The sequence below is a fragment of the Achromobacter sp. HZ34 genome (assembly GCF_002209485.1).
In the GTDB taxonomy this organism is placed as follows: domain Bacteria; phylum Pseudomonadota; class Gammaproteobacteria; order Burkholderiales; family Burkholderiaceae_B; genus Bordetella_C.
The window spans coordinates 434,373-449,586 of record NZ_NJIX01000003.1 but is presented as its reverse complement, the minus strand read 5'-3'; the positions used below and the strand labels follow the sequence as shown (position 1 = coordinate 449,586).

Genomic DNA, 15,214 nt, shown 5'->3' with positions numbered 1-15,214 from the left:
CTCGATCAAGCCGTGACGCTCTCGCTGATGCGCGCCTGGTAGCCCACGCCGCGCACCGTGACGATGTCCACCGAGGACGACGCCAGCTTCTTGCGCAGGCGCGAAATCAGCAACTCCAGGGCATTCAGCGAGACATCGTCCAGATCGAACAGCTGGCTCATCAGTCTTTCCTTGGCCACCGTGCTGCCCTGGCGGCTGAGCAGGATCTCCAGCAGGCGGAATTCGCGCCGGCCCAGTTCCAGCGGCATGCCGTTCAAGGCGGCGGTACGTCCGGCCAGGTCCAGCGCCAGGTTGCCATAGGTCGCCAGGCTGGTGGTGCGGCCGGCGGGGCGCCGCATCAAGGCGCGCAGGCGGGCTTCCAGCTCGCGCAGGTCGAAGGGTTTGACCAGGTAGTCGTCGGCGCCGAGGTCCAGCATGTCGATCTTGTCTTCGATTTCGGAGCGGGCCGTGACGACCAGCACCGGCGCTTCCACGCCGTTGCCGCGCAGTTCGCGGATGACGTCGAAGCCGCTCTTGCCGGGCAGCATGATGTCCAGCACCAGCGCGTCCCAGGTTTCGTGGCGGGCCCACTGCAAGGCGGACTCGCCGTCGCGTACCCATTGGACGCTGTGGCCCGCATTGCGTAGCTTGCTTTCGACCGCATCGCCAAGGTCGAGATTGTCTTCGACGAGCAGGATGCGCATGTTGTCTCCCCTTGGGGCATGTTTTTGCCGCACGCGCCGATGATAGCTCACCGGCGCGCCGGCCTTATCGCCCGGTGCGCCGGCTTGCTATTCAGGCGGCCGGGGGCGGGGCCTGCGGCGCATCATCCGCCGCATCGCCGGTGGCATCACTCGCTCCATCTCCCGCAGCATCATCTGCCGCATCCGCATCCGCATCCGCATCCGCATCCGCCTGCGCTTGCGCCACTTCGCCGACATAGCGGCATTCGGCTTCCAGCGCCAATTCGTCGGTGCCCAGGATGTCGATGGTGACCTTGGTGCCGCGGTCGAGCGATGGCATACCGCCCACGCGCACCACCAGCGGCGCGTTGCCCAGGCGCACCAGATCGTCGCGCAGCACGCTCGCGGTGGTACGGGTGACGTTCTGCTGCTTGAGCCAGCGCAGGCACCAGTAGCGCTCCATCGAGTTCTGGAAGTCCGCCCAGGCGGCGTATTGCGCGTCGAAGGCGCCGATGATGGCGAACAGGTCGGCATCCTTGGGCTTGAAGGGCGCCACCAGGCGTGCCGATACCCCGTTGTCCACCGTGGCGATGAGCTGCCATTGGTTGACCAGGTCGACGTAGCGACGCAGGGGCGAGGTACTCCACGCATACTGCGGCACGCCGATCGCTTCGTGCGGCAGCGGCTGGGTGCTCATGCGCACGCGGCCGGCCTGTTGCGAACGATAGATACCCGGCACCCCGTGCTGGGCCAGCAGGCCGCCCCACTGGTTATTGGCCAGGATCATGAATTCCGCCACCATGCGGTCCAGCGGCGCGTTGCGCTGGCGCGGCACCAGGCGCACCGGCGTGTCGGGATTGTCGGCGGGGCCGTCCAGGTAGAAGCTGTACTCGACCCGGCTGTTGTTTTCCGGCTTGCCGCGCACTTCCTCGCGTTTGGCGCTCAGGGCCAGCGCGACGCGCCACAGCGGCCGCAGCCAGTGGGCATAGGGCAGGTCGGCCTGCGGATCGGCCAGCGCGGCCTCGGTGATGGCGCCGTCCAGGGTGTTGTGGCGCAGGTTCTCGCGCACCACGATGCGTTCCACGCGGCTGACCGATTCCACCACTTCGCCGGTCGACGGGTTGATGGTCGCGTACAGCGACAGCGCCGGCACCTCACGTCCCGCATCCAGCGAAAATGCCTGGATGACGGCATCCGGCTGCATGGGAATCTTGTCGCCGGGCATGTAGACCGTGGACAGGCGCGCGCGCGCCAGGGCATCCAGTTCGCTGCCACGCGTCACGGCCAGCCCGGGTGCGGCCACGTGCACGCCGACACGGACCAGGCCGTCCGCCAGTTCGGTGACCGACAGCGCATCGTCGATTTCCGTGGTGGTGACGTCGTCGACCGAATAGATTTCCGCGTCCGCCAGCGGCAGTTCCTTGTCCAGCGGCGGCACCACGACTTCCGGAAAACCGGTGCCGCGCGGGAAGTTGACGGCCAGGAAGCGGCGCATATGCAGGGCCAGCGCGTGGGGCCACGCGCCCAGCTCCAGCAGCAGCCGGTCGGGTGTCTTCTGCAGGCGCGCGCAGGCGGCGTCCAGCGCCTTCCATTGCTGGGTGTTCTTGTCGGGCCGGATCAACAGGTTTTCGGCGGCGGCGCGGATTTCGTCCGGCAGTTTGCCGGCGGCCATGTCGTCAACCCAGTGTTCCTGCTGCTCGGCTTGCAGGCGTTTTTTCTCGATGGCGGCCAGGGCGGCGGCCAGGATGTCGGGCGGGGCCGGACGATAGCGTCCCTTGCCGCGCCGATGGAAATACGCCGGCGCGCCGTGCAGGCGCATCAACAGGGCCGCCTGCTCCACCGGCGAAGGCGTGTGGCCGAAGTAGTCGGCCGCCAGCGCGGGCGTGTCGAATTCCTCCTGCGGCGCGCACTCCCACAGGAATTGCAGGTCGATGTCCGCCGCGGCCGTCTCGGCCTGGCGCAGCAGCTCGGTGGGCTCCGGCTTGTCGAAGGTGAACAGGGTGTTGGCCCGCTTGATCTTGCTGCGCTTGCCGGAGTCTGCTTCAACCTGGAGGCTGGCGTCCGTTTCGGACATGATGCGGCCGGCTTTGAAAGCGCCGTCGTCTTCGTAAAACACGTGCATGGTCAGGATCTGTCGGTGGGCGCGGCACGCAAGCGGCCGCGCGCAAATGCGGGGTTCTTGTCAGGCGCCGGGCGCGCCAGCCCGGCGTGGTTCATCTAGGTATATATATGCGTACAGGTGGCAAAAAATTCCGGCTTCGGCATGGCATGCGCGCATGCCGCGGCGGGCTATGAGTGTCCATCCCGCAGCGCGAATTCCAGGACTTCGGGCAGATATTTTTCGAAATCGGCAATGCCATGGTCGCTGCCGGGAATGATGCGCTGGCGGCAGCCGGCGTAAAAATCCCGCATTTCCTGCCAATCGAGCACTTCGTCGCCCGTGGCGGCCACCAGGAAATAGCGCTCGGGCCGGGTCGGACGCTCGATCTCGATGGCGGCCAGTTCCGCCACAAACTCTGGTTGGAATTCGAATGGCTCGCCCGAATGATACATAGTCTGCGCGCCGACCTGGGTGGCGAGGTCGCGCGGCGCGTGCACCGCCGGGTTCAGCAGCACGGCGCGGCAGCCCAGCTGCTCCGCCAGCCAGCCGGCGTAATAGCCGCCCAGCGATGAGCCGATCACCGTCAGGGCGCGCGGGCCGCTGGCTGCCTTGCCGTCGGCGCCGGGGCTGCGTCCGGCCCGGTCCAGCAGTTCATGGGCCAGCGACATGGCCAGTTCGATTGCCTCGCGCGGGCTGGCGGGCAGTTGCGGGCAGCGCCAGTCGTCGGCCAGGCCGCGATCGGCCATGGCCTGCGCCATCAGGCGTGCCTTGAACGAGGCCGGCGAGGACCGGAATCCGTGCAGATAAAGGATCATGATGATTTCCGCCCGGTCGCATCCGGGTCGGCCGGGCTGCCGGCCTGGACCCTGGCCAGGGCATCGAGCAGCTTGCCGTGCACGCCGCCGAAGCCGCCGTTGCTCATCACCAGGATGTGGTCGCCAGGGCGGGCCGCCTGCGCGACGGCGCGCACCAGTTCATCCAGATCGTCGTGGCTGGATGCGCGCGCGCCCAGCGGCGCCAGCACCTTGGCCGGATCCCAGCCCAGGGCGTGCTTGCCGCTGCTGGCGCCGAAGCAGAACACCAGGTCGGCATCGGCCAGCGCCGCCGGCAGGCGGTCGGCCATGGCGCCCAGCTTCATGGTGTTCGAACGAGGCTCCAGCACCGCCAGGATGCGCGCCGGTCCGACCTGGCGGCGCAAGCCTTCCAGGGTGGTGGCGATGGCGGTCGGGTGATGGGCGAAGTCGTCGTAGACCTTGATGCCATGCACGGTGCCGCGCAATTCCATGCGGCGCTTCACGCCCCCGAACACGGACAAGGCGGCGATGCCGGTGGCCGCGGGCACGCCCGCATGGTCCGCTGCCGCCAGGGCGGCCAACGCATTGGCGCGGTTGTGCGCGCCGGTCAGGTCCCAACGCACGCGGCCGACGGTTTGGCCCTCGTGTTGCACCTCGAAGCTGCCGTCGTCGGCGGGGGCGCCAGCCTCCCAGGCCGCGCCCGCGCCGAAACGCACCACGGGCGTCCAGCAGCCGCGCCCCAGCACCCGGTCCAGGGCGGCATCGGCCTGCGGCAGCACGATGCGGCCGCCAGCGGGGATGGTGCGCACCAGATGATGGAACTGGGTTTCGATGGCGGCCAGATCGGGGAAGATGTCGGCGTGATCGTATTCCAGGTTGTTCAGGATGGCGGTGCGCGGCCGGTAGTGGACGAACTTGGACCGCTTGTCGAAAAACGCCGTGTCGTATTCGTCCGCCTCGATGACGAACCAGGGTATTTGCGGGTCGAAACGGGCCGACACCTTGAGGTCGCTCGCCACGCCGCCGATCAGGAAATTAGGCTTGAGCCCGGCGTATTCCAGGATCCAGGCCAGCATGGAACTGGTGGTGGTCTTGCCGTGCGTGCCGGCCACCGCCAGGACGTGCCGGCCGGCCAGTACGTTTTCGCACAGCCACTGCGGGCCGGAAACGTAGGGCGCGCCGGACTCCAGAATGGCTTCCATCAGCGGATTGCCGCGCGTGACGACGTTGCCGATGACGTAGAGGTCGGGCTGGAGCGCCATCTGGTCGGCGCCATAGCCTTCCGTCAACGCGATGCCTTGTTCCTCCAACTGCGTGCTCATGGGGGGGTAGACGCCGGTATCGCAGCCGGTGACGGTATGGCCGGCGGCGCGCGCCACCAGCGCCAGGCCGCCCATGAAAGTGCCGCAGATGCCGAGAATGTGCAGATGCATGAGGTATTTCTCCTGCACGCATTGTAGAGGGTGCCCGCCCCTCGGACTTTTCTGCTGGACCTATCCGTCGCGCGGCAGGTGCCACGGCGCCAGGTAATGGGTAATATCACGGGCATGGACAGACGCACTTTTCTTTTGCGCACGCTCACGCTGGCGACGACGGCCTGGTTGGCGCGCTACATGCCGACGGCCCTGGCCGCCGACGCCACTGCTGGCAAGGACGCAGGCGCAACCGGCGACTTGCTGACCCGCGCGTTTCCCGACCTCGACGGTGGCAGCCATCGCGTCGGCGACTGGCAAGGTAAGCCTGTCTTGATAAATTTCTGGGCGACATGGTGTGCGCCGTGCGTCAAGGAGATGCCCGCGCTCGATGCCTTGAGTAAACAGCACCCGCAGGCACAGTTCGTGGGCATCGGCGTCGATACCGCTGACAACATGCGCAAATTCGTCGCCAAAGTGCCGGTTTCCTACCCTCTGCTGGTGGCAGGTCCGGGGGCGATAGATCTCATGCGTGGCCTGGGAAATGGCCCGGGTGGTTTGCCTTTTTCCGTGCTGTTGGACAAAAATGGCGGAATTAGCCATAAAGTTCTCGGCACGGTGAAGGAAGATGAGGTGAGCGCCTGGTTGAAAACCCTAGGTGCGTGATGTCGAGCTGTTTCCACCATGGACAAATAAGGCAATTTGTCGTAAAAAGCTGCCTTATTGATGGTTTTCGCGGCAGATTAACCTGCCTGCAGTCTCGGCGTCCTCGTGGCGCCGTGTTTGTAAGCGGACTTCCGCATTCAATACTCAATATTCATTAATCCGAGGTCCGGCGCGATCGGATGCCTGCCGGTAGCGGGCATCGGACGGCGCGCGGGGACCGGAAAGTAGCAATGGCGCAACGCATACTGGTCTTGCACGGCCCGAATCTGAATCTGTTGGGCACCCGTGAGCCGGGAATCTACGGCAGCCTCACGTTGGCTCAGATCAACGACAACCTTGTCGCCCTGGCGGGCGAACTGAGTGTCGGGCTGCAGCATTGGCAAGGCAATCACGAAGGAGATCTGGTCGATCGCATCCAGGCCGCGCGCCAGGATGGCACCGACTTCATCGTCATCAACGCCGCCGCCTACACGCACACCAGCGTGGCCGTGCGTGACGCACTGGCCGCGGTTTCCATCCCTTTTATAGAAGTACATCTGTCCAACTTGTATAAGCGCGAGCCTTTCCGGCATCACTCCTATTTGTCGGATCTGGCCGTGGGACTTATTTCGGGCCTGGGCGCGGACGGCTACGAAGCCGCTCTGCGGTATGCGGCGCGGCACTGAACCGCGACATCTCCAAGCTTTTCATCTCCACCTAAGCGTACGGCACCCATCACTACGGGCGCATGCCGTCACAACACCGGGAAGCAGCTTCATGGACCTCCGAAAACTTAAAACCCTGATCGACCTGGTGGCCGAATCGGGCATTGCCGAACTGGAAATCACCGAGGGTGAAGGCAAGGTTCGCATCGTCAAGTTCTCCCAGACCTTGCAGCCCGTGGCCTACCACGCCCCCGAAGCCATGATGGCCGCCGCGCCCGCCGCTGCCGCCGCCGCCCCCGCCGCTGCCCCGGCCGCGCCGGTGGTGCAGGGCCACGCGGTGAAGGCGCCCATGGTCGGCACGTTCTACCGCTCGCCCAACCCGGGCTCCGCGCCCTTCGTCGACGTCGGCCAAACCGTCAAGGAAGGCGATCCGCTGTGCATCATCGAAGCGATGAAGCTGCTCAACGAGATCGAAGCCGACAAGTCCGGCGTCATCAAGGAAATCCTGGTCGAGAACGGCGAGCCCGTCGAATACGGCCAACCTCTGTTCGTCATCGGCTAAAGCGATAGCTTCCATGTTCGAAAAAATCCTGATCGCCAATCGCGGCGAGATCGCGCTGCGCATCCAACGCGCTTGCCGCGAGCTGGGCATCAAAACCGTGGTCGTGCACTCCGAGGCCGACCGCGAAGCCAAATATGTCCGGCTGGCTGACGAGTCCGTGTGTATCGGCCCGGCGCCCTCGCGCGAAAGCTACCTCAATATGCCCGCCATCATCTCGGCGGCCGAAGTCACCGATGCGGAGGCCATCCACCCCGGTTATGGCTTCCTGTCGGAAAATGCCGACTTCGCCGACCGTGTGGAAAAGAGCGGTTTCGTCTTCATCGGCCCGCGCCCGGACTCGATTCGCCTGATGGGCGACAAGGTCAGCGCCAAGCGCGCCATGATCGAAGCCGGCGTTCCGGTGGTGCCCGGTTCCGAAGGCGCCTTGCCCGACAACCCGCAAGAGATCATGCGCATTGCGCGCGAGGTCGGCTACCCGGTCATCATCAAGGCCGCGGGCGGCGGCGGTGGCCGTGGCATGCGCGTGGTCTACACCGAAGCGGCCCTGATCAACGCGGTCACCATGACGCGTTCGGAAGCCGGTGCGGCCTTCAACAACCCGGAAGTCTATATGGAGAAGTTCCTTGAGAACCCGCGCCATGTGGAAATCCAGATCCTGGCCGATGGCGGCCGCAACGCCGTCTGGCTGGGCGAGCGCGACTGCTCCATGCAGCGCCGCCACCAGAAGGTGATCGAAGAAGCGCCCGCGCCCGGCATCGCCCGTCGCCTGATCGAGCGCATCGGCGACCGCTGTGCCGACGCCTGCCGCAAGATCGGCTACCGCGGCGCCGGTACCTTCGAATTCCTGTTCGAGAACGGCGAGTTCTACTTCATCGAGATGAACACCCGCATCCAGGTGGAACATCCGGTGACGGAGCTGATTACCGGTATCGACCTGGTACAGCAGCAGATCCGCATCGCCGCCGGCGAGAAGTTCACGCTGCGCCAGCGCGATGTCCAGTTCAAGGGCCATGCCCTGGAATGCCGTATCAACGCCGAGGATCCGTTCCGTTTCGTGCCCAGCCCTGGCCGCATCACGAACTGGCACACCCCCGGTGGCCCGGGCGTGCGTATCGATTCGCATGCCTATAACGGCTATTTCGTCCCGCCCAACTACGACTCGATGATCGCCAAGGTCATCACCTATGGTGACGATCGCGAGCAGGCCCTGGCCCGCATGCGTATCGCGCTGTCGGAGATGGTGGTCGAAGGCATTTCCACCAACATCCCCCTGCACCGGGAACTGCTGCAGGATGCCCGCTTCATCGAAGGCGGCACCAGCATCCACTACCTGGAGCACAAGCTCGCGCAACGTCCCTGAGCGCTGCTACTACAATCAGGGCCTGTGGGCCCTGTTTTTTTACCGGCAGGGTCAGGTATCTGACGGCCGGACCGGGCTCCGGGACGGCGTATTCAAGACGGAAATCATTATGCGTGAGCTCGTGCTCCATTGCCCCGAGGCGCAGGCGGAAGCCGTGTCCGACGAATTGCTGGCGGCCGGCGTGCTGTCGGTGTCGGTCGAGGATGCGGACCGTGACACTGAACAGGAAAATCCTCTGTTCGGCGAGCCCGGCACCGAGCCCGACGTCCAGGCCTGGGAGCACAACCAGGTCGTCGCCTTGCTGCCCGATGGCGCCGATCCGGCGCAGATCATCGAGGAAGTGGTCGGCGTCCTGGGCCAGGATTACGCCGCCGCGCTGGCGGACTGGTCCCTGCGCGACGTGCCCGATGCCGATTGGGTGCGCCTGACGCAGGCGCAATTCGGCCCCATCCATATTTCCGACCGCATCTGGATCGTGCCCAGCTGGCATCGTGACGATCCCGCCGTGCCCGGCATGGACAAGACGCCGGACGGCGGCGGCATCCATATCGAACTGGATCCGGGCCTGGCTTTCGGCACGGGCAGCCATCCCACGACCCATCTGTGCCTGGCGTGGCTGGAAGCATCGCTGCCGCAGGCGGCCACGGTGCTGGACTACGGCTGCGGTTCCGGCATCCTGGCCATCGCCGCGCGCAAGCTCGGCGCTGGTGAGACGGTGGCGGTGGACATCGATGAACAGGCTGTCATTTCGACCCTGGACAATGCGCGCGTCAACCAGGTCGAGGTGCGGGCCATGTTGCCGGATGCCATGCCCGATGGCTTGAGCGACGTAGTGGTGGCGAACATCCTGTCCAATCCGCTCAAGGTGCTGGCGCCGCTGCTGACCAGCCGCGTGGCGCCCGGTGGCTCGCTGGTGCTGTCCGGCGTGCTGGAACGGCAGGCCGATGAAGTGTGCGCCGTCTATGCGAAATACTTGCAGATGTCGGTATGGCGCGCGCTCGACGGCTGGGTTTGCCTGCATGGCCGCCGGACCTGATCGCCGCTGAAGCGGAACGCGCGCCATGGCCCTGACCACACGCTGCCCTCACTGCGGTACCGCCTTCAAGGTGGTCGCGGACCAATTGCGGGTACGCAATGGGCTGGTCCGTTGCGGCGTCTGCACCCGGGTGTTCGACGGCTACGAGGCGATCGTCGACGAGGACATGCCGGTATTGGCGCCTGCGCCTGAGCCTGTGGTGCCTCCTGCGGTGAAGCCGCAGGTGCCGCCCGTTGTGCAGCCTGTTGTGCAGCCAGTCGTGCAGCCAGTCGTGCAGCCGGCTGCGCCGCCCGTGGTGCAGTCCGTTGTGCCGCCAGCAGCGCCGCCGTGGGATACCCCGGTCACGCCTCCGGTTGCGCCAATCACGCCGGTCGCGCCGGCCACGCCGATCGCACCGATCAAGGTGCGTGAGGATATTTCCGACGCTCAGTTGTGGGCCAAGGAACCCGTCCTGTCCGCCGAACCGCCCGCGGTCCTGCGGGGCCGGGCCGACGCGGGACGGCAGGAGCCTACATTCATCGTCCGCGACGAGCCCGAGGACGAAGACGAACCGTTCGACGACGACGATGCCGCCCTCCCGCTTCCCGGAGAGCGGGCGCCAACGGCTAGCGGCGCGAAAGACAACGTGCGGCACGACCCGCGCGACGGCTTGCGATATGGCTTGCAAGATGGCTTGCAAGGCGACCCGCAGGTCATCCGCCAGCGCCAACGGCCGGTCTACGTCGATCCCGCCGATGACGAATACGACGACGACCTGCACGGCCATCCGGTCACGGACGCCGATGACCGGTCGCGCGACGACTTCGGTGCCGACCGCTTCGGCAGCCGTGTCAGCCATGTCGTCAGTCCTGTCAGCCCCGCCAGCCGCGACGACCACGACAGCCACGAAAGCCCCGTCTACATCTACCCCGACCGCGACCATCGCGCCGACCAGGACGATGACACCGGCCCCGAGGCCTATACCCCGGTCCGAGGCGACGCGCGTACCCGTTACGACGACGACGTCGACGCCGGCATGGCGCCACCGGTCTTCATGGACGAGTCGCGCCTGCGCCGCGCCGCCCTGATCCGCCGCCTGTGGGCGGTCGGTTGCCTGTTGGCCCTGGTCGCGCTGGGCCTGCAGGGCGTCTACGTATACCGGTCGGCGGTGGCCAGCAGCGTGCCAGCATTGCGCCCGGCCTTGCAGTCCGTCTGCGCCGCACTGGGCTGCGAAGTCGGCTACGCCCGCCGGCTGGAGCGCATTTCCATCACGGCATCGACGTTGCAGCCGCCCGCCGGGGCGACCGCTACCGGCGATGGCATCACCCACCTGGTCCTCAGCGTGACCCTGCGCAACCGCTATGACAAGCCGCAACCCTGGCCGGCACTGGTGCTGGAATTGACCGACCTGTCGGATACGGTCGTGGTGCGCAAGGTGTTACGCCCCGAAGACTATCTGCCCACGGGCACGCGCGGCGCTTTCCCCGCCGGCGGTGAGCAAAGCCTGAGTGTCCCGCTGCGTATCGCGGGTGCCCAGGTCAACGGCTACCAGCTGGACAAATTCTTTCCCTGATTTCCCCAATAAAGGACTCCCCATGGCATCCCCTGTGCTGGTTTGCGGCTCGATGGCTTTTGACACGATCGCGGTTTTCGAAGGCCGTTTCAAAGAGCACATCCTGCCGGAGCGTGTCCAGTCCCTGAGCGTCTCCTTCCTGACGCCGTCCATGCGCAAGGAATATGGTGGCTGCGCCGGTAATATCGCCTACAACCTGAAGCTGCTGGGCGGCAATCCGGTCCCGGTCGCCACCGTGGGCGAGGACGCCGGCGATTACCTGGAACGCCTGCGCACGCTGGCAATCGATTCCAGCCGCGTCAAGGTGATTCCCGACACCCTGACCGCGCAATGCTTCATCACCACCGATCTGGACGATAACCAGATCGCCGCCTTCCACCCCGGCGCCATGAGCTTCTCCGCGCAGAACGACGTCAGCGGCGCCGAGGCGGCCTGGGCGATCGTCGCGCCGGACGCCAAGGAAGGCATGTTCGCCCACGCCGAGCGTCTGCACGCAGCAGGCATTCCCTTCATCTTCGACCTGGGCCAGGCCATGCCGCTGTTCGACGGCGCCGACCTGCGCCGCATGCTGCAATGGGCGCAGGTCCTCACGGTCAATGACTATGAGGCAGGCGTGGTGGAACAGCGCACGGGCAGCAGCATTGCTGAGCTGGCACGGGGCTTGCAAGCCGCGATCGTGACGCGGGGCGGCGAAGGTGCCAGCCTGTGGACGAAAGAGGGTGAACAGCAGATCGCGCCGATCGCGGCGGCGCAGGTGGTGGATCCCACCGGTTGCGGCGACGCACATCGTGCCGGTTTGCTGTATGGCCTGAGCCTGGGCTGGAGCTGGCTGGACTGCTGCCGCCTGGGCAACGTGATGGGGGCAATCAAGATCGCCTCCCGCGGTCCGCAGAACCATCGTCCGTCGCGCGGGGAGATTAGTAATACCTTGCTACAGTCGTATGGAATCAGCCTGCCGGTGTGAAGGCCGCTATGCCATGTGCAAGCGCTGGATACGGGGTGGAAACTTTCGACTTAGGCTAAGCACTAAGGTAAAGAAATCGTTGCAGGCTATTGCGAGAACGCCGTTTGGTTCTCGTTAACCCTAGCCGTAGGCGTATTATCTACATCGCAGCAACCCCGATCCAGGAGCTCGCAAAATCATGAATCAAAACAAATCATCTCTTATTCCCACTCGTGCGCGAGCCGTACGTTGGCTGGCCGCTGGCGCGGTCGCCACCTCTTTCGCCTTGCTTGCGGGTTGCGCCAATAACAGCGCGTCCAGCGGCGTGTACAGCTACGATCAGGCTCAACGCGAGCAGATCGTGCGTACCGGCACCGTGACCGGTGTGCGTCCCATCACCATCCAGAACGACAAGTCCTCGGGCGCTGGCCTGGTGGCCGGTGGCGCGCTGGGCGGCGTGGCGGGCAATGCCATCGGTGGCGGCAGCGGCCGCGCCATTGCCACGGTCGGCGGCGTCATTCTTGGCGCGCTGGCGGGTAATGCCGTTGAAAACCGCGTCGGTACCAGCTCCGGCCTGGAAATCACCGTGCGTCTGGACAATGGCGAGTCGCGTGTGGTGGCCCAGGCCGCCGACACCCCGGTCAGCGTTGGCCAGCGTGTCCAGGTGATCAGCGGCAACGGCCCCACCCGTATCGTGCCGATGTAATCCTCAGTCGTTCAAAAGGCCTGGGTCCGGTGCTGCACCGGACCCAGGCCTTTTTCATTTCCGTCTGCAGCGACGGATCGTGCAGGAATTTTCAGAGCGCGAAAATGGAGTAGCTGATACGCGTGATGACCATCACCGCGCATTGGCCCAGCACGACCAGGACCAGCGGGGAGAAGTCGATGCCGCCACGCGGCAGGATACGCCGGATCGGCTCCAGCAGCGGATCGGTGAGCGTCTGCAGCAAGGGCATCACGGGCGCCAGCGGATTGACCCACGACAGGATGGCCTGGGCCAGCGTCACCCACACCAGCAGGTTGAAGGCCCAGCGCACCACCGTCAGGAAAGACACCAGTACGGCGGGCCCCAGGGTGGAGACGGGCATCACCAGGCCCAGCACCAGCAGCCAGGTCAGCAGCAGGTAGACCAGGGCGGTCAGCCAGGCGGCCAGCAGGCTGGCCCAATCGACCAGGCCACGCGCGGGCAACAGTTTGCGCAAGGGCATCACCAGCCAGTTGGTGGCTTGGTAGATCACCCGCGCCAAGGGATTGAACGGATGCATGCGCACCGCGTGCAGCCAGGCCCGCGCGATGAGCGCGGCGCCGAACAGGGTGAATACGGTATCGAGCAGAAAACTGGTGATGTCGCCGAACATGGCCGCCTTGATCGCAAAGTTAGAGTTCTACGGCAATGCGCATTCTCGCATGAATGGGACGCAGCATCTGTCATTGAAAAAGCCACCTGGCTTTGGACCAGGTGGCTTCAGGTACCGCAGGTACTGCTTCGACTGACAGTCAGTCCTTACGGACGGCCGCCCGTCGGGAAGGGCCACGAAGCGGCGGGATTCAGTGCCGTCTTCGCGCCAGGCGCAGCAGCGGTCGAAGGCGCAGCAGCGGCCTTCTTCGCAGCAGCCTTCTTGGCAGGGGCCTTCTTCGCAGCAGGCTTCTTCGCAGCAGCCTTTTTCGCAGGGGCCTTTTTGGCTACAGCCTTTTTGGCGGCCTTCTTGGCAGTCGCTTTCTTGGCGACGGCTTTCTTGGCAACAGCCTTCTTGGCTACAGCTTTCTTGGCGACCTTCTTGGCGGCTACCTTCTTGACTGCGGCTTTCTTGGCCGGAGCCTTCTTGGCGGCGACTTTCTTGGTGGCGACTTTCTTGGCCGCAACCTTCTTCACCGCTTTCTTCACGGCCTTCTTGGCCGCTACTTTCTTGACTGCGACTTTCTTCGCAGCAACCTTCTTCACCGCGGCTTTCTTGGCCGGGGCTTTCTTCACCGCGGCCTTCTTGGCCGGGGCTTTCTTTACCGCCTTCTTGGCGGCTTTCTTGGCAGTTGCCATGGTCTTGCTCCTTAGGTTCAGGGGTCCCAGAACTTAAACCCGTGCACCGGCCCGCCACATGGCGGGTCGCTGCCCGGGCTATTCATCGGCGCATATCCGCTGCCCCTTGCGGGCGGCAGCCACTACGATGTGCGCTAATGAATACGGCACAACCATTTGATATGGCCCCCGCACAACGAGGCGCGAGCCATTTCAAATGGCGCGGGTGGGCGATGCACCGCATCGCCTACCGCTATGTCTAATCAGCCTTCGACACCCTGAGCGGGATCATTCCCAGTTCAGCGCGCCTCCGGTTTGGTATTCGATTACTCGGGTCTCGAAAAAGTTTCGTTCCTTCTTCAGATCGATCATCTCCGCCATCCACGGGAAGGGATTTTCTTCCTGCGGGAACAGCGCTTCGATACCGATCTGCTGGCACCGACGATTCGCGATGAAGCGCAGATAGGACTTGAACATCGGTGCATTCAGGCCCAACACGCCGCGCGGCATCGTGTCTTCGGCGTAAGCATATTCGAGTTCGACCGCTTTGAGGAAGAGTCCACGAATTTCTTCACGGAATTCCGGCGTCCACAAATGCGGATTTTCGAGTTTGACGGTGTTGATCAGATCGATGCCGAAGTTGCAGTGCATGGACTCATCACGCAGGATGTACATGTACTGTTCGGCGGCGCCGGTCATCTTGTTCTGGCGGCCCAACGCAAGAATCTGCGTGAAACCCACGTAGAAGAACAGGCCTTCCATCAAGCACGCGAACACGATCAGCGACTTCAGCAGCGTCTGGTCGGCTTCCGGTGTACCCGTCTTGAAGTTGGGATCGGCGATGGCGTCGATGAACGGAATGAGGAATTCGTCTTTGGCGCGGATGGACGGAACTTCGTTATACGCGTTGAAGATTTCCGACTCGTCCAGGTCCAGGCTTTCGACGATGTACTGATAGGCGTGCGTGTGGATGGCTTCCTCGAATGCCTGGCGCAGCAGGAACTGGCGGCATTCGGGGGCCGTGATGTGGCGATAGGTGCCCAGCACGATATTGTTCGCAGCCAGCGAATCGGCCGTGACGAAGAAGCCCAGATTGCGTTTGACGATGCGACGCTCGTCTTCCGTCAATCCGTTGGGATTTTTCCACAGCGCGATGTCGCGCGACATGTTGATTTCTTGCGGCATCCAATGGTTGGCGCAAGTGGCGAGGTATTTTTCCCACGCCCATTTGTACTTGAACGGCACCAGCTGGTTGACGTCGGTCTCACCATTGATGATGCGCTTGTCGGCTACCTTGACGCGATGCGCGGCGCCTTCGCCCGAAGGCGAGGCAGCTTGCGCTTGCGCGGCGGGCAGGGCGGAGTCACCGAACACGCCGGTGGCCGCGCGCGTCGGCACACCCGCTGCCGGGTTGGAGTTTTGCGCTGCGGGTTGCAGCGCGACGTTGTCGTCTTCCCAATTAATCATG

General features: G+C 64.7%; 15 protein-coding genes. 8 read left to right on the top strand and 7 right to left on the bottom strand.

Going from position 1 to position 15,214, the window contains the following annotated elements:
- Window positions 1–5 precede the first annotated feature (5 nt).
- The 4 genes from CEY05_RS14155 to mpl form a co-directional block, all read right to left on the bottom strand.
- Window positions 6–683 carry a response regulator transcription factor gene (locus tag CEY05_RS14155; RefSeq protein ID WP_088598957.1) on the bottom strand — a complete coding sequence of 226 codons (678 nt, stop codon included), beginning with the start codon at window positions 681–683 and terminating at the stop codon, window positions 6–8.
- A 91-nt stretch (window positions 684–774) separates the two neighbouring features.
- Window positions 775–2,784: a ribonuclease catalytic domain-containing protein gene (locus CEY05_RS14150; RefSeq protein WP_088607526.1), complete on the bottom strand. Its 2,010-nt coding sequence runs from the start codon at window positions 2,782–2,784 to the stop codon at window positions 775–777.
- Between the two features lie 167 nt (window positions 2,785–2,951).
- Window positions 2,952–3,581 (bottom strand): YqiA/YcfP family alpha/beta fold hydrolase, encoded by a 630-nt coding sequence (locus CEY05_RS14145; protein WP_198952801.1) that lies wholly within the window; start codon window positions 3,579–3,581, stop codon window positions 2,952–2,954.
- Window positions 3,575–4,990, bottom strand: coding sequence for a UDP-N-acetylmuramate:L-alanyl-gamma-D-glutamyl-meso-diaminopimelate ligase (gene mpl / locus CEY05_RS14140; protein WP_088598954.1), 1,416 nt, complete (start codon window positions 4,988–4,990; stop codon window positions 3,575–3,577). Before mpl ends, CEY05_RS14145 begins: the two co-directional genes overlap by 7 nt.
- Before the next feature lie 96 nt (window positions 4,991–5,086).
- Between mpl and CEY05_RS14135 the strand changes: the two genes are divergently transcribed.
- The 8 genes from CEY05_RS14135 (at window position 5,087) to CEY05_RS14100 (ending at window position 12,438) form a co-directional block, all read left to right on the top strand.
- A complete protein-coding gene (locus CEY05_RS14135; RefSeq protein WP_088598953.1) occupies window positions 5,087–5,635 on the top strand; it encodes a TlpA disulfide reductase family protein in 549 nt (182 codons plus the stop codon).
- 230 nt (window positions 5,636–5,865) lie between these two features.
- A complete protein-coding gene (gene aroQ, locus CEY05_RS14130; protein WP_088598952.1) occupies window positions 5,866–6,300 on the top strand; it encodes a type II 3-dehydroquinate dehydratase in 435 nt (144 codons plus the stop codon).
- A 91-nt stretch (window positions 6,301–6,391) separates the two neighbouring features.
- Complete coding sequence (gene accB, locus CEY05_RS14125; RefSeq protein ID WP_088598951.1) at window positions 6,392–6,841, top strand: acetyl-CoA carboxylase biotin carboxyl carrier protein; 450 nt, start codon at window positions 6,392–6,394, stop codon at window positions 6,839–6,841.
- Window positions 6,842–6,854: 13 nt separating this feature from the next.
- Window positions 6,855–8,201 carry an acetyl-CoA carboxylase biotin carboxylase subunit gene (gene accC / locus CEY05_RS14120; RefSeq protein WP_088598950.1) on the top strand — a complete coding sequence of 449 codons (1,347 nt, stop codon included), beginning with the start codon at window positions 6,855–6,857 and terminating at the stop codon, window positions 8,199–8,201.
- A 109-nt stretch (window positions 8,202–8,310) separates the two neighbouring features.
- Complete coding sequence (prmA, locus tag CEY05_RS14115) at window positions 8,311–9,237, top strand: 50S ribosomal protein L11 methyltransferase (protein ID WP_088598949.1); 927 nt, start codon at window positions 8,311–8,313, stop codon at window positions 9,235–9,237.
- 25 nt (window positions 9,238–9,262) lie between these two features.
- Window positions 9,263–10,789, top strand: coding sequence for a DUF3426 domain-containing protein (locus CEY05_RS14110; RefSeq protein WP_088598948.1), 1,527 nt, complete (start codon window positions 9,263–9,265; stop codon window positions 10,787–10,789).
- 22 nt (window positions 10,790–10,811) lie between these two features.
- Entirely contained in the window at window positions 10,812–11,753 is a 942-nt protein-coding gene (locus CEY05_RS14105; protein ID WP_088598947.1) for a carbohydrate kinase family protein, read from the top strand.
- A gap of 178 nt (window positions 11,754–11,931) precedes the next feature.
- Window positions 11,932–12,438: a glycine zipper 2TM domain-containing protein gene (locus tag CEY05_RS14100; protein WP_088598946.1), complete on the top strand. Its 507-nt coding sequence runs from the start codon at window positions 11,932–11,934 to the stop codon at window positions 12,436–12,438.
- Between the two features lie 91 nt (window positions 12,439–12,529).
- Here the strand turns inward: CEY05_RS14100 and CEY05_RS14095 are convergent, their stop codons facing one another.
- The 3 genes from CEY05_RS14095 to CEY05_RS14085 all read right to left on the bottom strand — a co-directional run bounded on the left by CEY05_RS14095 (window position 12,530) and on the right by CEY05_RS14085 (window position 15,213).
- Window positions 12,530–13,090 (bottom strand): YggT family protein, encoded by a 561-nt coding sequence (locus tag CEY05_RS14095; RefSeq protein WP_088598945.1) that lies wholly within the window; start codon window positions 13,088–13,090, stop codon window positions 12,530–12,532.
- A gap of 146 nt (window positions 13,091–13,236) precedes the next feature.
- On the bottom strand, window positions 13,237–13,767 hold the full coding sequence (locus tag CEY05_RS14090; RefSeq protein ID WP_088598944.1) for a histone H1-like DNA-binding protein: 531 nt from the start codon (window positions 13,765–13,767) through the stop codon (window positions 13,237–13,239).
- Between the two features lie 267 nt (window positions 13,768–14,034).
- Window positions 14,035–15,213 carry a ribonucleotide-diphosphate reductase subunit beta gene (locus CEY05_RS14085; protein ID WP_088598943.1) on the bottom strand — a complete coding sequence of 393 codons (1,179 nt, stop codon included), beginning with the start codon at window positions 15,211–15,213 and terminating at the stop codon, window positions 14,035–14,037.
- Window position 15,214: the final 1 nt, after the last annotated feature.